Source organism: Pararhizobium sp. LjRoot235 (assembly GCF_964254145.1).
Classification (GTDB): Bacteria; Pseudomonadota; Alphaproteobacteria; order Rhizobiales; family Rhizobiaceae; genus Pararhizobium.
On record NZ_CAXUSP020000002.1, the window covers coordinates 443937 to 466728 of the forward strand.

24 protein-coding genes and 3 pseudogenes are annotated in these 22792 nt (G+C 58.7%); 10 read left to right on the forward strand and 17 right to left on the reverse strand.

Annotation, left to right across the window (positions count from 1 at the left end):
• The first annotated feature begins 198 nt into the window (after nucleotides 1-198).
• Genes rfbC through rfbA form a run of 4 tightly spaced genes read left to right on the forward strand, consistent with a single transcriptional unit; the run spans nucleotide 199 to nucleotide 3665 of the window.
• Nucleotides 199-756 (forward strand): dTDP-4-dehydrorhamnose 3,5-epimerase, encoded by a 558-nt coding sequence (gene rfbC / locus ACSQ2Z_RS22780; protein WP_436083507.1) that lies wholly within the window; start codon nucleotides 199-201, stop codon nucleotides 754-756.
• A gap of 40 nt (nucleotides 757-796) precedes the next feature.
• Nucleotides 797-1861: a dTDP-glucose 4,6-dehydratase gene (rfbB, locus tag ACSQ2Z_RS22785; RefSeq protein WP_436083508.1), complete on the forward strand. Its 1065-nt coding sequence runs from the start codon at nucleotides 797-799 to the stop codon at nucleotides 1859-1861.
• Entirely contained in the window at nucleotides 1861-2793 is a 933-nt protein-coding gene (rfbD, locus tag ACSQ2Z_RS22790) for a dTDP-4-dehydrorhamnose reductase (protein WP_436083509.1), read from the forward strand. Before rfbB ends, rfbD begins: the two co-directional genes overlap by 1 nt.
• The gene (rfbA, locus tag ACSQ2Z_RS22795; protein ID WP_436083510.1) at nucleotides 2790-3665 is read left to right on the forward strand and encodes a glucose-1-phosphate thymidylyltransferase RfbA; all 876 of its coding nucleotides are present in this window, start codon (nucleotides 2790-2792) and stop codon (nucleotides 3663-3665) included. Before rfbD ends, rfbA begins: the two co-directional genes overlap by 4 nt.
• Before the next feature lie 284 nt (nucleotides 3666-3949).
• Here the strand turns inward: rfbA and ACSQ2Z_RS22800 are convergent, their stop codons facing one another.
• A complete protein-coding gene (locus ACSQ2Z_RS22800) occupies nucleotides 3950-4105 on the reverse strand; it encodes a hypothetical protein (RefSeq protein WP_436083511.1) in 156 nt (51 codons plus the stop codon).
• Nucleotides 4106-4171: 66 nt separating this feature from the next.
• Nucleotides 4172-4461: pseudogene (locus tag ACSQ2Z_RS22805) on the reverse strand (transposase); the annotation flags it as partial.
• On the opposite strand from ACSQ2Z_RS22805, the pseudogene ACSQ2Z_RS22810 reads away from it, so the two are divergent.
• A pseudogene (locus ACSQ2Z_RS22810) lies at nucleotides 4438-4579 on the forward strand (IS3 family transposase); the annotation flags it as partial. The pseudogenes ACSQ2Z_RS22805 and ACSQ2Z_RS22810 overlap by 24 nt on opposite strands.
• 290 nt (nucleotides 4580-4869) lie before the next feature.
• Here the strand turns inward: ACSQ2Z_RS22810 and rpsU are convergent.
• Nucleotides 4870-5103, reverse strand: coding sequence for a 30S ribosomal protein S21 (gene rpsU / locus ACSQ2Z_RS22815; RefSeq protein WP_436083512.1), 234 nt, complete (start codon nucleotides 5101-5103; stop codon nucleotides 4870-4872).
• Between the two features lie 195 nt (nucleotides 5104-5298).
• Between rpsU and ACSQ2Z_RS22820 the strand changes: the two genes are divergently transcribed.
• A complete protein-coding gene (locus ACSQ2Z_RS22820) occupies nucleotides 5299-5496 on the forward strand; it encodes a hypothetical protein (protein ID WP_436083513.1) in 198 nt (65 codons plus the stop codon).
• A 40-nt stretch (nucleotides 5497-5536) separates the two neighbouring features.
• On the opposite strand, the pseudogene ACSQ2Z_RS22825 reads toward ACSQ2Z_RS22820, so the two are convergent.
• Nucleotides 5537-5638, reverse strand: a pseudogene (locus ACSQ2Z_RS22825) (transposase); the annotation flags it as partial.
• 40 nt (nucleotides 5639-5678) lie between these two features.
• On the opposite strand from ACSQ2Z_RS22825, the gene ACSQ2Z_RS22830 reads away from it, so the two are divergent.
• Nucleotides 5679-5879 (forward strand): hypothetical protein, encoded by a 201-nt coding sequence (locus tag ACSQ2Z_RS22830; protein ID WP_436083514.1) that lies wholly within the window; start codon nucleotides 5679-5681, stop codon nucleotides 5877-5879.
• 149 nt (nucleotides 5880-6028) lie between these two features.
• On the opposite strand, the gene ACSQ2Z_RS22835 is transcribed toward ACSQ2Z_RS22830, so the two are convergent.
• Nucleotides 6029-6766, reverse strand: a complete 738-nt coding sequence (locus ACSQ2Z_RS22835; protein WP_436083515.1) for an SDR family NAD(P)-dependent oxidoreductase — start codon at nucleotides 6764-6766, stop codon at nucleotides 6029-6031.
• Between the two features lie 148 nt (nucleotides 6767-6914).
• On the reverse strand, nucleotides 6915-7310 hold the full coding sequence (locus tag ACSQ2Z_RS22840; protein ID WP_436083516.1) for an Ohr family peroxiredoxin: 396 nt from the start codon (nucleotides 7308-7310) through the stop codon (nucleotides 6915-6917).
• Between the two features lie 365 nt (nucleotides 7311-7675).
• Here ACSQ2Z_RS22840 and ACSQ2Z_RS22845 point away from each other — a divergent pair, with 365 nt between their 5' ends.
• Together ACSQ2Z_RS22845 and ACSQ2Z_RS22850 are read left to right on the forward strand one after the other, a co-directional pair.
• Nucleotides 7676-8098, forward strand: coding sequence for an Ohr family peroxiredoxin (locus tag ACSQ2Z_RS22845; RefSeq protein WP_436083517.1), 423 nt, complete (start codon nucleotides 7676-7678; stop codon nucleotides 8096-8098).
• Between the two features lie 104 nt (nucleotides 8099-8202).
• Entirely contained in the window at nucleotides 8203-11052 is a 2850-nt protein-coding gene (locus ACSQ2Z_RS22850; RefSeq protein ID WP_436083518.1) for an ATP-binding protein, read from the forward strand.
• 66 nt (nucleotides 11053-11118) lie between these two features.
• Here ACSQ2Z_RS22850 and ACSQ2Z_RS22855 read toward each other — a convergent pair.
• From ACSQ2Z_RS22855 to ACSQ2Z_RS22905, 11 genes are all read right to left on the reverse strand, one after another.
• Nucleotides 11119-11882 (reverse strand): IS5 family transposase gene (locus ACSQ2Z_RS22855; protein WP_436083519.1). Its coding sequence is split into 2 segments (ribosomal slippage): nucleotides 11119-11567 and nucleotides 11567-11882, totalling 765 coding nucleotides; the frame shifts between segments, so codons are not numbered across the junction.
• Between the two features lie 741 nt (nucleotides 11883-12623).
• Nucleotides 12624-13091: a hypothetical protein gene (locus ACSQ2Z_RS22860; RefSeq protein ID WP_436083520.1), complete on the reverse strand. Its 468-nt coding sequence runs from the start codon at nucleotides 13089-13091 to the stop codon at nucleotides 12624-12626.
• 52 nt (nucleotides 13092-13143) lie between these two features.
• Nucleotides 13144-13479 carry a hypothetical protein gene (locus tag ACSQ2Z_RS22865; protein WP_436083521.1) on the reverse strand — a complete coding sequence of 112 codons (336 nt, stop codon included), beginning with the start codon at nucleotides 13477-13479 and terminating at the stop codon, nucleotides 13144-13146.
• Between the two features lie 28 nt (nucleotides 13480-13507).
• The gene (locus ACSQ2Z_RS22870; protein ID WP_436083522.1) at nucleotides 13508-13714 is read right to left on the reverse strand and encodes a hypothetical protein; all 207 of its coding nucleotides are present in this window, start codon (nucleotides 13712-13714) and stop codon (nucleotides 13508-13510) included.
• Nucleotides 13715-13980: 266 nt separating this feature from the next.
• Nucleotides 13981-14739 carry a FadR/GntR family transcriptional regulator gene (locus ACSQ2Z_RS22875; protein ID WP_436083523.1) on the reverse strand — a complete coding sequence of 253 codons (759 nt, stop codon included), beginning with the start codon at nucleotides 14737-14739 and terminating at the stop codon, nucleotides 13981-13983.
• Nucleotides 14740-14744: 5 nt separating this feature from the next.
• On the reverse strand, nucleotides 14745-15848 hold the full coding sequence (locus ACSQ2Z_RS22880; protein WP_436083524.1) for a four-carbon acid sugar kinase family protein: 1104 nt from the start codon (nucleotides 15846-15848) through the stop codon (nucleotides 14745-14747).
• Complete coding sequence (locus ACSQ2Z_RS22885) at nucleotides 15845-16837, reverse strand: ABC transporter ATP-binding protein (protein WP_436083525.1); 993 nt, start codon at nucleotides 16835-16837, stop codon at nucleotides 15845-15847. Before ACSQ2Z_RS22885 ends, ACSQ2Z_RS22880 begins: the two co-directional genes overlap by 4 nt.
• Nucleotides 16837-17871: an ABC transporter ATP-binding protein gene (locus ACSQ2Z_RS22890; RefSeq protein ID WP_436083526.1), complete on the reverse strand. Its 1035-nt coding sequence runs from the start codon at nucleotides 17869-17871 to the stop codon at nucleotides 16837-16839. The genes ACSQ2Z_RS22885 and ACSQ2Z_RS22890 overlap by 1 nt, the downstream gene beginning before the upstream one ends.
• On the reverse strand, nucleotides 17871-18833 hold the full coding sequence (locus ACSQ2Z_RS22895; RefSeq protein ID WP_436083527.1) for an ABC transporter permease: 963 nt from the start codon (nucleotides 18831-18833) through the stop codon (nucleotides 17871-17873). The genes ACSQ2Z_RS22890 and ACSQ2Z_RS22895 overlap by 1 nt, the downstream gene beginning before the upstream one ends.
• A gap of 3 nt (nucleotides 18834-18836) precedes the next feature.
• Nucleotides 18837-19793 carry an ABC transporter permease gene (locus tag ACSQ2Z_RS22900; protein ID WP_436083528.1) on the reverse strand — a complete coding sequence of 319 codons (957 nt, stop codon included), beginning with the start codon at nucleotides 19791-19793 and terminating at the stop codon, nucleotides 18837-18839.
• 139 nt (nucleotides 19794-19932) lie between these two features.
• Complete coding sequence (locus tag ACSQ2Z_RS22905) at nucleotides 19933-21585, reverse strand: ABC transporter substrate-binding protein (protein ID WP_436083529.1); 1653 nt, start codon at nucleotides 21583-21585, stop codon at nucleotides 19933-19935.
• 298 nt (nucleotides 21586-21883) lie between these two features.
• Between ACSQ2Z_RS22905 and ACSQ2Z_RS22910 the strand changes: the two genes are divergently transcribed.
• On the forward strand, nucleotides 21884-22789 hold the full coding sequence (locus ACSQ2Z_RS22910) for a dihydrodipicolinate synthase family protein (RefSeq protein ID WP_436083530.1): 906 nt from the start codon (nucleotides 21884-21886) through the stop codon (nucleotides 22787-22789).
• Nucleotides 22790-22792 lie beyond the last annotated feature (3 nt).

Sequence of the window (22792 nt, forward strand, 5' to 3'; positions counted from 1 at the left end):
GCGGATCATTTGACGGATAAGTGGGGTACGCAATTGACCTCGGACGGTTTCTATAGTCCATGCCCACTCACACTCATGGAGGAGTTTTCTGTGGTTGTCAAAGATATATGATAACGCGCTTATATTTAAACGCATTGAGCCAAAGAATGGATTTTATTGAATTCTATGGGATTCTTTGCGGAATGATTGGGGGAGTGAATGCACTTTGATAACCTGACCCTGCCGGAGGTCGTACTTATTACACCGAAAAAGTTTGGTGATAACCGTGGATATTTTTCCGAAACATTCCGTGCGGATTTGTTTGAAGAGAAAATAGGGGCGTTCCAATTCGTTCAGGACAATCAGTCTCTTTCGACTGAAGCTGGGACGGTTCGAGGGTTGCACTTTCAACTTCAACCCCGAGCGCAGGGGAAATTGGTACGTTGCATAGCAGGCGCCATCCAGGATGTGGCTGTTGATATTCGCAAGGGGTCGCCGACCTATGGACGCTATGTCAAGGCGGAGCTATCGGCGGACAACGGCTGCCAGTTGTGGGTTCCTCCCGGGTTTGCTCACGGCTTTTGCACACTGGAGCCGAACAGTATTCTGTACTACAAGGTCACCGATTATTACAGTCCGGAGCATGACCGCGGTCTTCTGTGGAACGATCCGGAGATTGGAATCCAATGGCCTGTTATGCCGGAGAGGGCTGTACTTTCGGCTAGAGACGAAGTGCAACCACGCCTCGCTGACCTTGAGACGAATTTCATCTACTAGGATTGAAGTGTCGTCAGGTTGACTGTTTTTGGAGATTTTTATGCGTGTACTTGTTACCGGAGGGGCTGGTTTCATCGGTTCAGCCGTCGTTCGCCATCTCGTCTTGAACAAAGGTTACGATGTCCTGACGGTCGACAAGCTGACCTATGCCGGCACGTTGACGTCGCTTTCGAGCCTCGACAATCAATCCAATCATCGTTTCCTAAGGGCCGACATTTGCGATCGACAGGCGATCGCCGAAGCGTTTAACAGTTTCCGGCCCGACCGGGTGATGCATCTAGCCGCGGAAAGCCATGTCGATCGGTCGATCACCGGCGCCGCCGACTTCGTGCAAACCAATGTGATCGGCACATTCACGATGCTCGATTGCGCCCGTCTCTACTGGCAGTCCCTGGAAGGGCAGCAAAGAGACACATTCCGTTTCCTTCACGTATCAACCGATGAGGTCTACGGCTCGCTCGGCGACGACGGGCTGTTCACCGAGACGACGCCTTATGATCCAAGCTCGCCCTATTCGGCCTCAAAGGCCGCGTCGGACCATCTTGCCAAAGCCTGGGCGCGCACTTATGGCCTGCCGGTCGTGGTATCCAACTGCTCGAACAATTACGGACCGCACCACTTTCCGGAAAAACTCATTCCGCTCGTCATCCTCAATGCGCTCGAGGGCAAGCCGCTTCCGGTCTACGGTAACGGCGCCAATATTCGCGATTGGCTCTATGTTGAGGATCATGCGAGAGCGCTGGACCTGATCGCCGAACGCGGCGTCATTGGTGAAACTTATAATGTTGGCGGCCGCAACGAGCGGCGCAATATTGATGTCGTCACACGCATCTGCGAACTGATGGACATTCATCATGCGCAAAGCGCACCGCATGCCCGCTTGATTACTTACGTTACCGACCGCCCTGGCCACGACGCGCGCTATGCGATTGATGCGACGCGGCTGGAAAGCGAACTTGGCTGGAAGGCTAAGGAGGATTTTGACAGCGGCATCGAAAAAACGGTCATATGGTATCTCGAAAACCGTTGGTGGTGGGAGCCCTTGCGAAATGGTTACGATGGATCGCGCCTTGGACTGCTGCAGCCCGCGCAAACGGGGTCGTGATGACGGTGCAAAAACGGCTTTTGGTGACCGGCCGTGAAGGTCAGGTTGTACGTTCGCTTCTGGAGCGCGCCACCCTTCACCCGGATATCGAGGTTCTTGCCCTCGGTCGGCCCGAATTTGATTTGAGCACTCCCGGAACGCTCCCGGCTGTCATTAAAGACCTCCGCCCCGATGTCGTCATCTCGGCTGCGGCCTATACGGCTGTCGATCAGGCCGAGACCGAGGAGGAATTGGCGAGGGTCATCAACGCGCACGCCGCCGGTGTGATTGCCGAGACTGCCCAGGTGCTGCAAATCCCAATTATCCATCTTTCCACGGATTACGTCTTCGACGGTAACAAGCTGTCGGCCTATGTCGAGACAGATCCCGTCGCCCCGGTCAGCGCCTATGGCCGCACGAAATTGGCAGGCGAAGAGGCCGTTGCATTTGCGACGGACAATCATGTGATTTTGCGCACTGCTTGGGTGCACAGCCCGTTCGGAAAAAATTTTCTCAAGACCATGCTTCGAGTGGCTGAAAGCCGAGACGCCATTAATGTCGTTACCGACCAGTTCGGCACGCCGACATCCGCGCTCGATATCGCCGATGCAGTGATTGCGGTTGCCCGCAATCTCATGGCAAACCGTGACCCGACGCTCAGGGGCGTCTTCCACTTGACGAATTCGGGAAGAGCCAGTTGGGCCGATTTCGCAGAGGAGATCTTCAAGGTCTCTGCCAGCCTTGGCGGGCCATTTGCTACGGTTGGACGCATTCCGGCAACGGATTATCCGACCCCGGCCCGGCGCCCAGCCAATTCGCAGCTCGATTGCACCAAGCTCGCTGCCGTTCACGGCGTGAGACTGCCGGACTGGGCTCAGTCGACCAAAACGGTGGTGGGTCGTGTGCTACAGCCGCTCCCTGCTTCAATCCTGACCGGAGACACACAGTCATGAAGGGTATCATCCTCGCAGGCGGCAGTGGCACCAGACTTCATCCGATGACGCTGGTCACATCCAAGCAGCTTATGCCCGTCTACGACAAGCCAATGATCTATTATCCGCTATCGACGCTAATGCTGGCAGGCATCCGGCAGATCTTGATCATCTCGACGCCGCACGACTTGCCGCATTTTCAACGGCTTTTGGGTGACGGCACGCAATGGGGCATCGAACTGTCTTATGCCGAACAGCCATCGCCGGATGGCTTGGCGCAGGCCTATATCATCGGTGCCGATTTCGTTGGCTCGGATCCATCATGCCTGATTCTCGGCGACAATATCTTTTACGGGCATGGCATAACTGAGTTGTTTAAGAATGCTATCGGCCGGACGCAGGGCGCGACGGTCTTCGCCTATCATGTCAATGATCCGGAGCGATATGGCGTGGTCGACTTCGACAAGGAAATGAAGGCGGTTTCGATTGAGGAAAAACCCGCTGTGCCGAAATCGAACTGGGCGGTGACTGGCCTTTATTTCTACGATTCCGACGTCGTCGAGATCGCCGCCAACTTGAAGCCGTCGCCCCGCGGTGAACTTGAAATTACCGATGTGAACCGCGCGTATCTGGAGCGCGGTAAACTGAGCGTCGAGCTCATGGGCCGTGGTTACGCCTGGCTCGATACAGGCACCCCCGATAGTCTGATGGAGGCCGGAAACTTTGTTGCAACTCTTGAGCGTCGCCAAGGGTTCAAAATTTCCTGCCCAGAGGAGGTTGCATTCAATAAATCCTTCATTTCCCAAGAAGAACTTATTGAAATTGCTAAGAAATATGGAAAGAGCGACTACGGAAAATACCTAATGCAAAAGGTACATGCTAAGGTTGGATGACGGACTGCGCGAATAGCCCAGTATCGGAGACACCCTTGATCTGTTCGGGAGCTCGCATGAGCCCGCCAGAAAAAGGATCAAAAAGCGGCCATGAGCCCGGGATCACGTTCGGCACTGTCTGGCCATCCCAGGCTCAAGCCACATCTCAAAACGGACTGGCTATGGATAGCGTGCCGGTTTCATATCGCGAGCGCTGATTCGCTTCGGTCAACGTTTCTGTGCCACTTCCATCCTTGCCTGCAATCGTGCATGTACCGTCCAATGAGCCATCACCGTTGACTTTGTTAGACGATCAGGCCGAGTGCATCTCCCAGGACATCGGCTGCCGCGAAAGCATTGCCGTTGAGCATGCAGACTCCGGTTGATTTCACGCCTGCCGTGTCCCCCTCGATAACGCAGGTGGTTTCGTTTGCGAGCGTAATTGCGGCTGTTCCAAACACTGGATCCATCCAAATTCGTGCCTTCGATCATGTATTTCCCGGCGTTGACGGTCTGAGCACCTGCGGATGTCTCAGCCACGGCCAGCGCTTGAGAATGGTTTTGAGGACGGCAAGCGCGCCGTCGCGATCCTGAATATCGGCGCTGTGAACCATGAGGCCGATCATTAGTCCAAGCGTGTCGACGACGATATGACGCTTGTGTCCCTTGATCTTCTTGCCCGCGTCATAGCCAGAAATTCCGCCGCTTTATCACGCCCAGACGGCGAGGCTTTCCGGCCTTCCAATTCACGCGCCTCCATCACAAGTGTCGCTCGCCATTCGTAGAAATAGGGCGCGACCTCGCCAACGAACGGCGGCGTTTCGGATACCATAGGCTGTACATCCCTGCTTCGACGAGATGGAGAGCCGTCCGGCGTCAATCGCGAGGCCCGACGGCGGGCTGTCGGCACATCTGCCCCGATCATGGTCGAGGCGTACGACCGTATGTCCTACTTCAGGAGTGTGGCTCGCCCTACACTGTCTTCCGAGGGTTACTCGGACGGGTCGACGGCCAACGAGACAGAGCCTGACGAACCTGCCTCCGGATACCCACACGACAATCGCGCCTCGATCATCTCGTATGCTGGCGTGTCGCGCATGGGTGTTTTGAAGGCTACGGTCGTCTGTGCCCCAAACTGGAGGTAGACAGCGCCTGTGAAAAATCGGTTCCACGAACCAGCCTCGCCCCCCTTGGAGAAAAGGCTCGGTCGCGACGGGTTGCCGGTTTAACGGCTCGGCTTCTTTTTTGGACCCGGCAGAAGGCCTTCCCGCTGCATCTGCTTTCGAACGTTCTTGCGTTGACGGCTGATCGCCTCCGACTTCTGGCGCGCCTTCTTCACCGACGGCTTCTCATAGGCTTCCCGCAAACGCATTTCGCGGAAGACGCCCTCGCGTTGGAGCTTTTTCTTCAGCACGCGAAGCGCCTGATCAACATTGTTGTCGCGAACCAATACCTGCATTTGAAACCTTTCGACGTTTGCAGTCCTGAATAGGGCCGGCGCAATCTATCGCTTTCGCTGAAATTTGCTAGCCCGGTGAGGCCATCATTTTTCGCGATATTCAGCAGCGGGTAATTAGACTAAAGTCGCATCGCTGAAGATCGCGACAGACGATCGATGCACAGCTCTGATGTTGTCGTCCTGGGAGGGATACCGATGCAGCATTTTATCACCGCCATACCACCACAAGATATCACACTGCTGCAAACTGTTCTCGATGCCTGGTGCAGCCAAAACAATATGCCTCGAAGCAAAGCGGACAATGAGGCGAAAATCTTGATCGCCGAATACAAACGCGGCGTTCGGTCGCAAATCGGCCTGGTCGATGCACTGGTGGCGAGAGAAAAGCATTAGGGTCGGGACCCAATAATACGGCCTCTCATTGATCAGAACCTCGGTTCGAGAACCAGTTCTCGCGCATGAAGAGCCAGAGGTTTTCGACCGGGTTGAGTTCGGGTGATTTCGGCGGCAACGGCAGGATCGTGACATTTTCAGGCACGATTGCCTGAGCCCGAGGATGCGGTGGGATTCGCGCGATGATTGTCGAGATGACTGCTGTCGCGCGGCACTCGTCGAACCTATACCTCGGGCAGGTAATCGAGCTCCAGCGCCTGGATATGCGTCATCGCCTGCGACTCCCCGAGCCCTGGAATAGCCGGCATGGTGGCGAGCGTGCCGACATTGACGAAGACCTGATCGGGAGAAAGAATGCGCTTTGCCGTCGTGGTTTACCATGACCAGCTCGGGGCCTTTTTCGCCGTCCACAATGTTCTGCTTGCGGCCCCGTCTTCGCCATGTGGTGACAAGACCAGTGATCGTGCCAAACTGTGCTGCCTGCCGTGCAAGTATACGCCACCCTTGCGCTTCAGAACGCCCGCCTCTTCGGTTAAAACTGGGCCACGCCGCCGTCGACGAAGAGCTCAATGCCGGTGATGTAGCTGCTGTCGTCGGAAGCCAAGAAGAGGGCTGCCTTGGCGAGATCGTCCGGTGTCCCCATGCGGCCAAGCGGCACGTTCGCCTTCATCGCATCGCGTACCGCCTCATCGGCGAGAACTGAAAGACCGGGCGTTTCCGTATGACCGGGGCTTAGCACGTTGATACGGATGTCGCGTCCCTTGAGGTCGACGATCCAGCTACGGGCAAACGAACGGATCGCCGCTTTGGTGGCATTATAGACGGACAAAGACGGGAAGCCCTTTATCGACGCAATCGATCCCGTCAGGATCACCGATGAGCCCGCCGCGAGCAGCGGGAGCGCCTTCTGCACGGTAAATAGAAGACCGCGCACATTGGTATTGAACGTCTTGTCGAAATGCTCTTCGGTGATTTCGCCGAATGTGCCGAGCTCGTATATGCCAACATTGGCGAAGAGGACATCGATGCGGCCGGCCTTTGTCTTGACGACCTCGTAGATCCGATCAATATCGGCGAGGTTCGAGGCATCGGCCTGGATTGCGATGGCGTTTCCTCCAATCTCGGCGACGGCCTTGTCGAGTTCCGAGTGGCGGCGACCCGTAATGAACACCTGCGCGCCTTCCTCGACGAAGCGCTTTGCCGCACCAAACCCGATGCCGGCGCTGCCGCCCGTGATGACTGCTACCTTACCTTCAAGTTTCCTTGTCATCGTTCCGTTCCTTCTAATGCGCATCGGCTGTTTGCCCGACGCTGTGCGTAATGATCCGCAGTTGGTTGATGGCCCAATTTGATGCCTTGACGTTGCCATCAGTTGGTCGGGTCTGTCTGTCTGTACAGGCAGACCCGACAAAAGCCGTTCAGACCAGATTGGTCGCAACGTTCACGTGGCCGTGCGTTGCCTTGGAGTACGGGCAGATGCTATGTGCGGCCTCAAGCAATTCGCGCGCAACGGCGGGATCGACACCGGGTACGCTGACATTGAACCGAGCGCTCAGAAAGTAATTGCCCTCATCTGCGTTCAGATCGATCTCGGCATCGACCGATGTTCCGGCCGGCAGCTTGATTTGCCTTTGCGATGCGGCGAGCTCGATCGCGCCCATGTAGCAGGCCGACCAGGCGGCACCAAACAGGTGTTCTGCAGCCGGATGCGGCTGCTTGAACCTGATGTCCAACTGACCGTCGCTGCTGCGTGTTCCGCCGTCGCGACCGTTGGTGTTGTGCGTCTTGCCAGTAAAGATAACCTTGGTGGTCATAGCGAATTTCCTTTTGTAGCTGCTGATGATTGAGCGTCTGCACTTCTGTGCTGCCCAAAGAACTACTTCGCCGGGACCGGAATCGCACGTTATGCGTTGTTAGACGTCAATAGCTGCGATTAGCGCTGTTTTCGCTCGGACATGGTTAGGGGTGGCGGACTTACCGTCCGCCAAAAATGAACGCGGATGGACGGTCGATTTGCAGTGAGGAGCGGCCGCCTATGAACATCTAACAATGTCTAACGTGTGGTTTCGCCCCACCTCGGCGTACCTCTTGGGCTGCACGGAAGTTTAAACGCACATTGGCGCGCGCACCGCGCGCCAATGTGCCCAACGGGGCATTCGCAATCCAAGAGAAAATGTCCATGACCAAGACAATGAATTTGATCTACACGGCCACGACCGAAACCACTGGTGGACGCGAAAACGGCATTGCCCGCAGTTCAGACGGTGTGCTCGATGTCAGGCTTTCTGACCCCGGTTCGACCCGGGTTGGGACCAATCCCGAGCAACTTATGGCCGCAGGTTGGTCCGCAAGCTTCGCCAGCGCCTTAGCGCAGGTTGCCAGCGACGATGGGGCCAAACTATCCGGCGACGTGAGAATCCATGCCGAAGTGAATCTGACATCGGAGGATGACGATGCATGCCTTATTGGTGTTCGGCTTGCCATTCATCTCCCTGGGCTGGAGCGCGATGTCGCAGCGACACTGATCGAACGAGCCCAACGTATCTGCCCTTTCTCCAGGGCCACTCGAGGCAACGTCGAAATCGCTTTCATTATTGTTTGAGGCATTCTCCTTCGTCGTTGCAAAACCGTGCCCGTCTTCCTCGATAGCGTCAGCGAACCCCTTGGAGTATAAGAGCTTGGTTGGGGAATGCTGTAGGTAGCGCCATGACTGGAACCGGGGACGATACGGCTGATAGACTCACCTTCGGTCCTTTCAGTTTGAGTGTGAACCAGCGCCTCCTTGTGAAGGAAGGGGTTTCGATCGAACTGGGCGCGCGGGCCATGGACTTGCTGATCACGCTCGTCTCTGCTCCGAACAAACTCGTCAGCAAGCAAGATCTGATTTTACGGGTCTGGCCCGATGTCATCGTCGAGGAAGGCAGCCTGCGCTTTCATATGACGGGGCTGAGGAAGGCGCTTGGCGACGGCCAGGATGGCGCGCGCTACATCACGACGATCGCAGGCCGAGGCTACTGTTTCGTAGCGCCGATCGCTCGGTCGAGCCCCTTGCCGACGGTTCGGTCAGACGCCGATTTCCCCCATGCCATCCTTCCGAGCCGCCTCGATCGGATGGTCGGCAGGGAGGAAGACATCCTCCGCTTGTCTGACAAATTGATGAAGTCGCGGATGGTCACCATTGTTGGCGTCGGCGGCGTCGGAAAGACTACCGTCGCCACGGCAGTGGCGCATCATCTCGCCCCAAACTTCAAAGGGGCCGTGTTGTTCGCTGACTATGGCATGTTGAGCGACTCTGGTTTGGTAGCTGCCGGGATCGCCTCGATGCTCGGGCTGTCGGTGGGATCTGACGATGTGCGCCCCAGTCTGCTTGCCTATCTGCGCGACAAGCAAATTCTGCTTGTCCTCGATACCTGCGAACACCTGATAGACCCAATTGCGGATCTCGTGGCAAACATAATCGAGGCCGCGCCGCAGGTGTACCTCCTCGCAACAAGCCGCGAGGCCTTAAGGATCGAGGCCGAAAGCGTTTACAGGCTCGACACCCTCGCTTGCCCACCGGATGATCCAGAAATTTCGACCGAGGCGATTTTGTCGTTTCCCGCAATTCAATTGTTCATGGAACGGGCTGCGGCCAGCGGAGCAACTCTCGATATCAGCGACCGCGATGTCCGCGTCATCGCGAGCATCTGCCGAAAACTTGACGGCGTGGCACTTGCTTTGGAATTGGCTGCTCGCCGGGTCGAGACGTATGGTCTGCTTCAGACCGCCACGCTTCTCGATCGGCACCTGACATTGGGATGGGCGGGATCCCGAACAGCGCCACCGCGCCAGAAGACGCTACAGGCTACGCTCGACTGGAGTTTCGGGCTTCTCACAGACGTGGAGCGCGTCGTGCTTCGTCGGCTGGCGATCTTTGTCGGAGACTTCACGCTTGATGCGGCACTGGAGGTGTCTTCCACTCCGGATTTGGATCAGCGCGCCATCTTTGGCGCAATTGACAGTCTTGTGGGAAAATCGTTGCTTGCGACCAATCCAATCGGCGCGATGATGCGCTACAGGTTGCTGGATACGACACGTGCCTATGCACTTCAACATCAGACGGATGAGGATCGCGCCGGATTGGCCGCGCGCCACGCTATGTACTATCAGCGTTGGCTGGAGCAATTCGGCTCAGATTGGCCAACCTTGTCGACGGGTCTCGAGCGGGTGCCATACTTCATCAGCATAAACAACGCTCGAGCAGCTTTAGAATGGTGCTTTGGCGAGGACGGTGATGTCGATGTCGGCATCAAGCTTGCGGCTTCTGCAGTGCCGGTTTTCCAGGTGATGTCGCTTTTCCCCGAATGTCAGCGGTGGTCTGAGCGCGCGCTTCTCGCACTGGACGACGCCTCGCTGGGCAGCCTCGAGGAAATGCACCTTCAAGCGGGTCTTGGAATCTCCTGGATGTATATGCAAGGCGGCCGCGACACGTCGCAAGTTGCCCTCAGACGAGGCCTTCAGATCGCCGAGGAGCGGGGCAATGCGCTCGATCAGTTGCGGATATTGGGCCCGTTGAACATGTTCAAACTGCGCACTGGCGACTTCAACGCCGCCCTTCACTACGCAAGACGTTGTTCGGAAATCGCCGCCACGATGGCGGACGCTGCAACGGTCGAGCTGGGGCATTTCTTTCTAGGGAATTCGCTGCATTTCACAGGCGATCTGGACGCCGCGCGCATCGAACTGGAGGCGGCGGCGAAGGGCGAGCCACGACCGCGGCGGACACCGGCGAGCTATATCGGGTTCGAAGGAAGGCACTTGGCGGGAGGGAATCTCGGGAGGAACCTGTGGCTACAGGGTTATCCCACGCAAGCCGACAACCGTGCGCGTCAGACGATCGGTGACGCCGCCGAGCTGGATCATTCGCTGACCCTATGCATTGCATTGCTCGGGGGAATTGCTGTCTTCCTATGGCGAGGTGACCTTCGGAGCGCCGAAGAGCACATCGAATGGCTGATTTCGCGCGCTGGACTGCATTTTCTGTCGCCGTACGTCTCTGTCGCCAGAGGGTTCGAAGGAGAGGTCGCAATTCGCCGGGGGGACGTAAAGCTCGGCATCGAGACATTGCGACGATGTATCGAAAACCTTCATGCAGCTACTTACGAGGTATTCACGACCATGCTCGAAATCTCGATCGTCAAGGGACTGGCAGCAATCGGCGAATTCGAGGAAGGCATGACAAGAATCAACAGGACTATCGGACTCGTCGAGAAAAACGGGGACCTCTGCTACATGCCGGAGTTGTTGCGCATCAGAGCGAACCTGCTCTTGTCAATGCCGCCGGCCTTGGCTGATGATGCACAGACATGCTTCATGCGCTCACTCGAGCACAGCCGGAAAATGGGCGCACGTGCATGGGAGTTACGAACGGCGACCGATCTTGCTACGCTCTGGGTCGGCGACGGACGGATGAGCGATGCGCGGGCACTGTTGCAGCCGGTATTCGAACGGTTTGGCGAAGGCTTGGACACTGCGGACGTGAAGGCCGCCGAACGACTGTTGGCAAAACTGTATTGATCTCAAGCGACTCGAGTAGCGCACCTGCCATGCCAATTAATCGGCCATGTCGTCTAGGGCGTAGACTCATAACGATCTGATCCAGATGCGTATTGCGGCGAGTTTGACCGCTGCGAGAAAGTTGCGTGGGTCTTTGTCATATCTGGTTGCAATGCCTCGGAACTGTTTGAGTTTGTTGAAGAAGCGTTCGATCAGGTTGCGTTGACGATAGACCCAGCGGCTGAAAGAGAAACTGGCCTTGCGGTTTTGTTTCGTCGGAATGTTGGCCCAGGATTGTTTTTCTTTGGCCAAATCGCGTAGCACATTGGTGTCGTAAGCACGATCGGCGAGCAGGATGGTGCCTTTGCGCATGTCCTGCAACATCGGCTCTGCCATCCTGATATCGTGAGCTTGCCCTGCTGTCAGATCGAGGCGGATCGGTCTGCCGTCTGCGTCGACGACGGCGTGGATTTTCGTCGTCAGGCCGCCACGGGAACGTCCCATGCAGCCATCGTCTCGATCCCCCTTTTTCCCGTGGCCGCATGCTGATGAACGCGAACACAGGAACTGTCGATCATAATGATATCGCCGTCGAAGGCCTTTGCGATCTCGTGCAAGACATGATCCCAAACGCCGGCCTTTCTCCAGCGCACAAAACGATTGTAGCACGTGGTGTAAGGGCCATATCGCTCCGGCACATCCGCCCAGGGTGAGCCCGTGCGGAAGCGCCACAGGATGCCGTTGATCACTCGCCGATCATCAACGCGCGGCACGCCGCGTGGCTTGTTCGGCAACAAGGGCTGAATAATCGCCCACTCGAAATCAGTCAGATCGAAACGACGACGCGTCACAAAAGGCCTCCAAATCAAAGCCCCAGTGAATCATTATCTCGTCGCTGACGAAACCCCGTTTATGAGTTTACGGCCTAGTAGACCCTGGCGCCGCATCGTGTGCGTTGCGGGGACCGGAATTGTCATTAAATCCCTGAAATTTCCATCGTCATTCTGCCGTCACATCAACTGCGACGGGATCGGGCACCGTTGCGTCGAAAATATCCATGAAGTTGCGGCGCGTGATCGGAGACCTGTCGCCAACTTTTCGACCTTCGTTCCGACCACTTCCTTGAGCCGTGCGGCCCTTGGCTTCAGGCCCTCCTCAATCGGCCAAAAGGGAGCCGGCCGCTGTTGCGTGAAACCATTCTTGCCGGTGAGTTTGCACGCTCACAAGTACAAGCCCTGACAGGGTATCAAGAACGGCAGGCCCGAACGGTGCTATCGAGCCTGCTGGACTGCGGTGTACTCACGTCTCCTAGCAAAAAGGGAAAAGTCCGTCTCGGATTCCCGGTTGATGTAATCGAGCGATGGCTTCCGCGTCTTTACCCGACCGTTGGTTAGTGATCGGCTGCTGAGCCGCGGCGGGTTGTCGCTCGGGGCATCGTTCCTCGACGGTTTCGCCATCTTGCCGATAGCGAAACCGTCAGCCGGAATGCGGCGGGCATTTTAGCACCCAACCCTTTGGACTCGCCCTACACTGGGAGGCTCTGTTTGGCCCGGGTTGGGCTTCAACCGACGCGGCCAGCCACCGCAGGACAATCACTCCTTCGGAGTATGCTGGTCCTCAATCATCAACTGGTTGATCTCGGTTTCGAGGTCAAAGGGCTGTTCGGTTTCCGGACCGCTCGGATCCTGGATGTTTTCTACCACAGGAGCAGCGGCCCGGACTTGCCGCTTGGCAGATCGTTCGCTGAGAAGGGAGCGGTAGCGCCTGGCAACCTCCGGCATCTCGATGTGCCCGGCGATCCATTCTTCGATCCACGCATGGAAACGGTCGTCCTGTTCAACGGCGTGCCCAGCCTCATGCGCCCGTTGAAATGCATTCTCCGCCGCTCGTCGCCTGGTTTCAGCTGACATGTAACCCTCGCGCTGTATCGTCGCCTGTTGGAACATAGGCGTGGCCGTTGCGATTTCCATGACCCCTAATTGTAGCTCCAACAAGGCGCGCGGGAAAAAAGGCGATGATCCTTTCGGGGCCGTACGCACCACCTCTTCCGCGATACACATGACGCCGTTATGGACGCGTCGCATGGCGTCGTTCGCAAGGTGTACGGCTAACCTACGAGGTCGGCCGCTCTAAACCGCGGGCGCTTTTGACGATCACCTCAATCTTCGAATCCATTACAATGCGCAGATCTCGGATCATACCGGCCGCTTCGAGCAGGGCGGCGCGGACGTCTGTATCAGGTCTGCGACCGGCCGACCCGGCCAAGGTGCCCATCGTTATCAATGAATCGGCCGCGGAGCCGCATGCGGGAAATCCAACGATGTCCCGCATGTACCGGATTGTCGCAATAACCCGCTTCAACAGCCTGCCCCTCTCCACAGGCGGCAGCTTTGCCACCTCATTGGCGGCACGTACCAACTCTGCGATGAAATCGGTGGTCGCGGTCATCGGCAGATGCTCATGCCTCCTCGAACACTCATTCAGAAATCAGGCCGTCAAAGACCTCGAGCATCGCATCGCTGATTGCTTTCCCAAGCTTTGCGGCGGTTGCGGCAAGTGCCTCTTCGTTCATATCACGTGCCGCTATCGCAAAGAACGCACCCTCGGTCGTCACGATTTCCTGCGCACGCTGAATAGCCCAAAGTGCAAAATCGCTGCGACTGCCAATCTCCGTTGTTTCCACGCGTATTCTCCTGATTTGTCTCGATGACTAGCTTATATCCAACTTGGCGCTCCACGACAGCAGGTCCTCAAAGAACGTCGCCTTTTCGTGCAGCTTGGAAAAATACGAACCTGGACCATGCGGTTCAGCCGAACGGCATGGCTTCGACCCCTCCGGCAGAGTGCAATTTTGCCGGCGACGATTTTCGAACTCACGTTCAGCAGCTTGACAACAGACTTCAAAGCCAGCGTCTTGCAAGGAGCGCCGGCTTTTTCTGTTGGGGGCGATCAGAAGGAAAGATCGAGGACGCGGTCTTCAAAGAGGCGATTGCGGGAACCTTCGAGATGAAGTCGCATCGCCTTTTCCGCGTCCTCCGCGCGTCCATCTGCAATCGCCTGATAGATGGCGTTGTGCTCCTCGAACACTTTTTCCAGTCCGAGCCTCGGTCCCATCAGCGATAGGCCATGCAGGTGCATGCCGACAGCGATGTGCGGTTTGAGGGCCTCGATCGAGGCCGTATAGTAGTGATTGTTGGCCGCTTCGGTGACGCATCTGTGGAACACGAAATCCGCGTCGGTGCGATGAAGCTGATGGCTCGTCGCCTCGCGCAGGTCGGCAAGGGCCGCGGCAATCTTCTGGAGGGCGGCTTCGTCGCGCCTCTGGGCGGCGAAAAAGGCCGCCGCAGGCTCGATCGTCAGGCGAAACTCATAGCAGCGCTGGATGTCGGCGATCGTCTTGACCGGCGAATAGGCAAGATGCGTGGCCGGCGACGCCTGGGCACTGACGAAGGTGCCGGCGCCCTGCCGCGAATAGACCATGCCTTCTTCGCGCAACCGTCCAAGCGCGTCACGCACGATCGGGCGGGAGACACCCATGATCGAAGCCAGCTCGTGCTCCCCCGGCAGGCGGGAGTCCGGCGCGTAGTTGCCGGAGCGGATGCGCTCGCGCAATTGGTCGAAGACGCGATCGACCAGCCTCACGGATTTCCCACGCTCTGGTTTGGCGGCCTGGCCGGGCTCTCCGATTGAGGGGGCATCTTGCGCCATTTTCTTCACCACGCCTGTTTTTCGATCCTTGTCTCGTTGGACATCTTTTTTCGTAGCAGATTCTCCGGAATGAGTTTTAGCAAAGAATTGATATTGCCGAAGCCCCCCGATTTTACGGCACAACGGATTGTCCGGCCATGCATATCTTCGATCTCGAACCAGGGGATGCCCGCATCGATTTCGCCGTTCGGGATGAGCACTGTTGCGCCCAATTCCTTCAGGATCGCCAGCGCCGTATCGCCGCCGCCCATCATGATCATATCCGGCTTCGTCCTTTCGACGGTTTTGCCGATACGCTCGGCGAAAAGGCGAACCACGTCTTCGGCGTGCCCGGCCTGTTCGCCTGAGCATTGCGCCACGGCAGGAAGCCTGGTGATAAGGTGAGGCGGCAGGTCGCCGGCAGGCGCTCCCACAACGGTAACGCTCTTGCAATTTTCTATGAGATGCTCGATCTGGGCCGCTGTGATCGGATCCCGCGACCCGAAAGCGAACAGTGTTTCGATCGTTGGCGAAAATACCGGGTAGGCCCCGGCCGATCTTGCCAGTGACCGGGCAAAGGCGCGGCCAAGGCCACGCGCGCCGACAGCAATCGCCGCGGACCAATCGGCGCGGGCGACCAGATGATCCAGGTCTGCGTCGCTGGCGGCATCGCAGATATCGATCGGCAAGGATGTCTCGGGAAATAGCGGCCGAACCGGCGAGGGGACGTCCACGCCACGGCCCGTGACGACGCCATTGATCGTGAAACGCTGCTGATCGGGGATCGCGGGCGCCACGATAATCCGGCCGCGACCTGAAACCTGGGCGAGGGCCATGCTTTCAGCGGCAACGTTGCCCTTGAGCCGGGAATCGATCTTCTTGAACAGGATGTGCGGCCCTGCCGGTCCGAGCCTCGTTAAAGCTGCCACGATCCGTTCGGCGGCTTCCCCCGGGGGCAGCGCCCGCGACGCAGTATTGACCACCACGACATCCGGCGCGCGGGCCAATGCCTCGCCCAAGGCCTCTACGTTAATCGCCACCGCCACCTTCAGGCCGGCCTCGATGAAGGGCGTGCCGGTATCGAGCGCACCCGTCAGGTCATCGGCGATGATGGCAACCTGCAGCGTCATCCGGGCAAGCCCTCGGTGACAGCGTGGCAGGCGACCATGTGCCCGGGCCGGGCCTCGCGCCATTCCGGCACCACCTTGCTGCAGACATCCATGGCGATCGGGCAGCGCGTGTGGAAACGGCAGCCGGACGGCGGCGAAAGCGGGCTCGGCACGTCACCCTGCAGGATCTGGCGTTTGCGGCTGCGCTCATGCGCCGGATCGGCCTCGGGCACGGCGGATAAAAGCGCCTTGGTATAGGGATGCAGCGGATGCTCGAACAGTTCCTCGCGGCTTGCCAGTTCGGCGAGGCGGCCGAGATACATGACGCCGACCCGGTCGCTGATATGGCGGACCACCGCAAGGTCATGGGCGATGAAGAGGTAGGTCAGTCCGTATTTCTGCTGCAGATCCAGAAGCAGGTTGATGATCTGTGCCTGGACCGAAACGTCGAGTGCCGAGATCGCCTCGTCGCAGACGATGAATTTCGGCTGGCAGGCAAGGGCGCGGGCGATCGCCACACGCTGGCGTTGGCCGCCGGACAGTTCATGCGGGTAGCGCGAGGCAAAACGTGGCGGCAGCCCGACATCGGCAAGCAGTTCGGAAATCTTCTGCGGCAGTTCCGCCTTGGTTGCGAGCTTGTGAAACAGGATCGGTTCACCCACAGCCTCGCCGATGGTCATGCGCGGGTTGAGCGTCGAATAGGGATCCTGGAAGACGATCTGAAGCTGCCGCCGATAGGGGCGCATCGCCTTTTCATCGAGCTCGACGATGTTCCTTCCCTGATAGATGACCTTGCCTCCGGTCGCCCGGTGCAGGTTGAGAAGCGTGAAGCCGGTGGTCGACTTGCCGCAGCCGGACTCGCCGACGAGGCTCAACGTTTCGCCTTCGAGTATTTCGAAGCTGACGTCGTCCAGCGCATGCACGGTCGCGGCCCGCTCGCCGAAGGCGCCAAGCCGGACGTGGAAGTGCTTGACCAGATTTTCGATGCGCATCAGCGGTTGGGCGCCCATCACGCAGCCTCCAGTTTTCGTTGCGCGACAAAGCAAGCAACACGATGCGTGCCGACTTGGCCGATGCCTTCGAGCGAGGGAACGCGATCGTGACAAATCTGCTCGGCCAGCGGGCAGCGTGGCGCGAAGGGACAGCCCTTCGGACGGCGGCCCGGTTCCGGCGGTGTACCGCCGATCGAACTGAGGCGTGTCGAGCGTTCGTCGGTAAGCTTCGGGATCGAGGCGAGAAGCCCCTGTGTGTAGGGATGTCTGGGAGTGGCAAACAGCGCATCGACCGGCGCATCCTCAACCACGGTGCCAGCATAAAGCACGTTGATACGATCGACGAGACCGGCAATCAGCGCGAGGTCATGGGTGATCCAGACGACGGACATGCCAAGCTTGTCGCGCAGCTCCTTCACCAGATCGACGATCTGCGCCTGGATCGTCACGTCGAGCGCGGTCGTCGGTTCATCGGCGATCAGAAGCTGCGGATTGCAGGCAAGACCGATGGCAATCATCACGCGCTGGCGCATGCCGCCGGAGAGCTCGTGCGGATAGGCGTCGAGGCGTTCCTCGGCGCCGGGAATACCGACAAGCTTCAGGAGTTCGCCAGCCCGCTTGCGCGCCTCTACCTTGGTCATGCCGCGATGATAGATCAGCGGCTCGGCAAGCTGCTGGCCGATGCGCATCACCGGGTTAAGCGAGGTCATCGGGTCCTGGAAGATGAAGCCGACCTCGCCGCCACGCACCTTGCGCAGATCGGCGTTCGACATCTTCTGCAGGTCGCGGCCGGCGAAATTGGCTTCGCCCTTGGTGACGCGGATCTTGTTGGGCAGAAGCCGCATCAGGCTGAGCATCGTCAGGCTCTTGCCGCAGCCGGACTCGCCAACAATGCCGAGCGTCTCACCCTTGTCGACATGCAGGTCGATGCCATCGACAATGGTCGCGGGACCGTTTCGGGTCTCGATCTCGATCGTCAGGCCCTTCACGTCCAGCAGACGCTCACCGGTCTTGGCTGTGGGTTGGGGGCGAATGTCGTTGGCCATCATCATCACTTCGCTCCGCGCGGATTGAGGGCATCATTGAGACCATCGCCGAGGAAGGAGAAGGCGACGGAGGCAAGGCCGAGAACGGCGGCGGGGGCTGCCAGCAGATGCGGATAATGCTGCCAGACACGCAGGCCGTCCGAGATCATGTTGCCCCAGCTCGGGGTCGGCGGGTTTACCCCGACGCCGAGGAACGAGAAGGCACTTTCCAGCACCATGGCTGTTCCGAGACCGGCGCTGACGGCGACGATCAGCGGTCCGAGCGCATTCGGCACGACATAGCGCATCAGGATGATGCGGTTGGTCAGGCCAAGCGCCTGCGCCGCGGTAATATAGGGCCGTGAGCGGATCGACAGCACCTGGGCGCGCACAAGGCGGGCATAGGGCGGCCAGGAGATCAGCGCCATCGAGCCGAAGACGAGCAGGAAATCGACCCAGATGGTTTCGCGATAGATGGGATTCAAGGTCGCCAGATAACGGCTCTCCATCCAGCTGGCGATCGGCGATTTCAGCGAGGCATTGATGACGACGACAAGCAGCAGGTTGGGGATCGACATGGTCATGTCGGTGAGCCACATGACGATCCTGTCGAGCAAGCCACCGAAGAAGCCGGCCATCGCGCCCAGGGTAACGCCAATGAGAACGGCGATGAACGTGACGACAACAGCCACGAGGAAGGCGGTGCGCGTGCCGTAGATGACGCGGCTGAAGACGTCCCGTCCGAGATCGTCAGTGCCGAAGAGATGCGACATCGACGGCGCCAGGTTGCGCGCGTCCAGATCCTGGCTGAGAAAGTCGTAAGGTGTCAGATATGGGCCGAAGGCCGCGGTGAAAGCGAGAATGACGACGATGACGAGGCCAAAAAGGGCAAGCCGGTTGCGGCGCAGCCGGTGCCAAGCATCGCGCCACAGGCTGACGGGTGGTTCGATATCAGTGCCGACAGGGCTGGTCAGAGGGACGATGGACATGGGTCAGCGGCTCCTTCTGGTGTCGTTGGCGCGCGGGTCGAGCAGCGGATAGAGCACGTCGACCAGGAGGTTTGAGATCATCACCAGGAACGAGCCGATCAGCGTGACGGCAAGAATGACGGGATAGTCGGTATTGGTCAGGGCCTTGACGGTGAGGCGGCCGAGACCCGGCAGGCCGAAGACGAGCTCGACGAAGATGGCGCCGTTGACGATGGTGATCATGATCAGACCAAGCTGGGTGACGACGGGTGTCAGAACCGGGCGCAGGATATGGCGAAGTGCCACCATGGTTTCCGGTACGCCCTTGGCCCGGGCGGTGCGGACGAAGTCCTCCGACAGCACCTCGATCACCGCTGCGCGGGTCTGGCGCACGATGAGCGCGATCGGCTGGAAGGAAAGAACGAGCAGGGGAAGCAGAATGCGCACGTCGAAAATGCCGCCCCAGCCATAGGGAACGGCCGACCCGGGCAGAACCATGATCAGGAGCACCATCAGCATCGGGCCTGCAACGTAAGCGGGGATCGCCCAGAGGAACAGGGCCGAGCCGAGGATGGCATAGTCGGTGCGGGTGTTCTGATTCAGCGCCGCGATCAGCCCGAGTGGAATGGCGACGACGGCCGTCAGAACGATGGAACAGAGTGCCAGCTTGAAGGAAACGGGGGCGGCGGCCGAAATCATCGCCCAGACGGAGCGGCCGGAACTCAGCGAATTGCCGAAATTGCCATGCAGCAGGTTCCAGATATAGCTGCCGAACTGGACGAGGAACGGCCGGTTGAGGCCCGCACTTTCGCGGATCGCCTCGATGCGCTCGGGATTGTAGGCAACGTCGCCGGGCGCGCGCAGGAAGATCAGTTTGATCGGGTCGCCGGCACCATAATAGGCCAAGGCATAGACGCCGAGCATGACAAGCAGGACGGATGGAATCCAGACGACGAAACGGGTCGTAAAGTAGCGCAGCATGGCAGTCTCCCACCCTGGTTTTCAGAAGATGAAGCTTCGAGTTCTCGCTGTGGGTAAGCCTCGCGCTATCATACTCCAGCAATCGAAATCTGTGCGGAGGCGACGCGCGCCCCCGCACAGGAAATATATTCATTTGGCCTCAAGCGACCGAGATGTCCCAAGGTGCCACGACCTGCCAGTCGAGGTTCTTTTCCATACCGGTCACCTTGTCGGTGGCCCAGCGCGACATGGCCTGGGCGTACCAGGGGATAAAGCTCCAGTCTTCACGGAAGGCCTTCTGGGCTTCCAGCGCAAGCGCGACACGCTGCGGATCATCCACCGCCTTGGTTGCGGCCTCTGCCAAAAGGCTGTCGACCTTGTCGTTCTTGTATCCGCCAAGCTTGTTCTGCGCGTTCGAGGAGGTCGAGGCGATAGAACCGGCGAGATACGAGACGGCGTCTGGAACACGCGTGCCGACATCGTCGCGGAAAATCTGCACCGCGTTCTGGTCGGGGCCGGCATAGGCATCCTGCTGAGGCTTCATGTCGACGGCAGTGATGCCGAGGTTCTGGCGCCATTGCTCTGCGATGAACTGCGCTGCCGCCTCGATGGCCGGACCGGAAATGCCGACGAAGAGAAGCTTGGGCAGGCGTTCCGGCCCGCCATAGCTTGATTCCGCCAAAAGCTTCTTTGCGCCTTCCGGATCGTAAGGATAGGGCTCGAAGCCGGAATTGTCGGCGCCGGGCACGGAGTTGAGAATCTGGTCGGCCTTCTTGTGCGGGCCATCCGGGAAGGAGGCCTTCATCAGGCCCTCGCGATCGACGGCCATGATCAGTGCCTGTCGGACCTTCGGATCATCCATGGGCGCACGCGACGAATTGAACCAGAAATGCTGGCTGGTCGGGATCAGCGGGCCCTCTGCGAAACTGGCGCCGAGGTCCTGCACAATGGTCGAGGTGACGAGTTCGGTGTGGGCGTTGTATTCGCCGGACTTCAAAAGCGAGGTCGCGGTGACGTTGTCCTCGATCGAGTCGATCTCGATGCGCGCGAGTTTCGGTTTCGGTCCAAAGAAGTTCTCGTTCGGCTCGAACACCAGCTTGCCGGCATCAAGGTCGATACTGGTCAGCTTGAATGGGCCGGAGAAGACTGCACCATTGTCGGGCATGTACCAATCGGCGACTTCCTCGCCGTCTTCGCCACGCGACTGCGACGCCTTGGTGATCGGGGCGATATGGTTGCCCAGGCGCATGAAGAAGATCGGGTCGGCATCGGAAAGGGTAACGACGACAGTGCCTTCGTCCGGCGTCGCAATGCCGGAAATTTCCTTGGCCTTGCCGCCGCTGACGTCGGCATAGCCGGCGACCTTGCTCAGCACCTGGTCGGCGCGCTGGTTCTTGGTGTTGGGCATGGCCGAGACGTTCCAGGAGCCCTTCACATCCTCGGCGGTAATCTTGCTTCCATCCGAGAAGACGGCCTTCGGGTCGATCTTGAAGGTCCAGATCTTGTTGTCGGCATCCGGCTCCCAGCTTGTAAAGACGTAAGGATGCAATTCTCCCTTGCTGTCGAAATACATCGGTGACGCCCACCAGGCGGAATTCCAGCGATATGGCACGCCGCCGCCGCGCAACGGCGACCAGTCCTGATTGAAGGCTGGGTGTGCGACCTTGAGCACCTGACCTTCCTGCGCCACGACGATGCGGGCATTCAGGCCGAAAAGGCCAAAGGCCACGCTCGTGCCGAGGCCGAGTTTCAGGGCGTTGCGGCGCGTCATCTGCAGCTGTGACGTGCCGTTTCCATTGTTTCGATTAGACATCTGATCCTCCCATAGATCCAGTCATCGCGCCCTCCATCTGTCTGGTTCCTGACAGGTTGCCGCGCAATGATGAGGTCAGAGACTGGATTGATATTGTAAATATGTCAACATTAAATCTTTCAGACATTCACTGCCGCATTCGATTTTCGGATAAAGTCTATATTATTCAATAGGATATTTTCCACGCTGATTTTCACGCGCTGAATTTTCCTTGACAAGTTGTCATGATTGCGGAAAAAACGGGTGCCTTTAGCGGTTCACACCGAACGCGTCAGGCAGAGCAGGAGGAGTTCGCAGGATGACAATTCAAGGGATAAGCGGCGTCTACAGCGCTGCCACCACGCCGCTCAATGCCGACTATACGCCGGATCTTGGCCTGTTCACCGCCCATTGCCGCCGTTTGATCGAGGAAGGGTGTCACGGCGTGGCGTTGCTGGGCACGACAGGCGAGGCCAATTCCTTCTCCTCGGCAGAACGCCGTGTCATCCTCGAGGCGGCGCTGAAGTCCGGTATCTCCGGCGGTCAGCTGATGCCCGGCACTGGCGTTGCCGCCATCCCTGAAACGATCGAACTGACCCGGCATGCTTTGTCGGTCGGTGTTACCCGCGTCGTCATGTTGCCGCCGTTCTATTACAAGGGCGTTTCGGACGACGGGCTTTTCGCGGCCTATGCGCAGATCATCGAGACGATCGCCGACGACCGGCTTCGGATCGTGCTCTATCACATCCCGCAGGTTTCGGGCATTCCGCTGACACTTCCGCTGATCGGGCGTCTGATCAAGGCCTTCCCCAATACTGTTGTTGGGATCAAGGATTCCGCTGGCGATTTCGCCAATATGCAGGCGCTTGTGGCAGCGTTCCCTGGGTTCTCCGTGCTTGCAGGCGCCGATCCGCTGCTCCTGCCGCTGATAAAGGCTGGCGGCGCGGGCTGCATTACAGCGACGTCCAATCTGGTCGCCGATTCCCTGCGGGTCGTTTACGACAACGCCAACGATCCGGCCCGTGCGGGTGAGGTCGAAGTGGCGCAGGCGCGCATCAGCGCCTATCGCTCACTCTCCAATTCCTATGTCCAGATCCCGACGATCAAGGCTATGGTGGGATTGAAGAACGGCAATGTCGCCTGGGCGCGCCCGCGACCGCCATTGATGGCGCTGAGTGCGGCCGAACAGGCAGATCTCGCAACCAAGTTCGCGCAACTACCGTAAGGG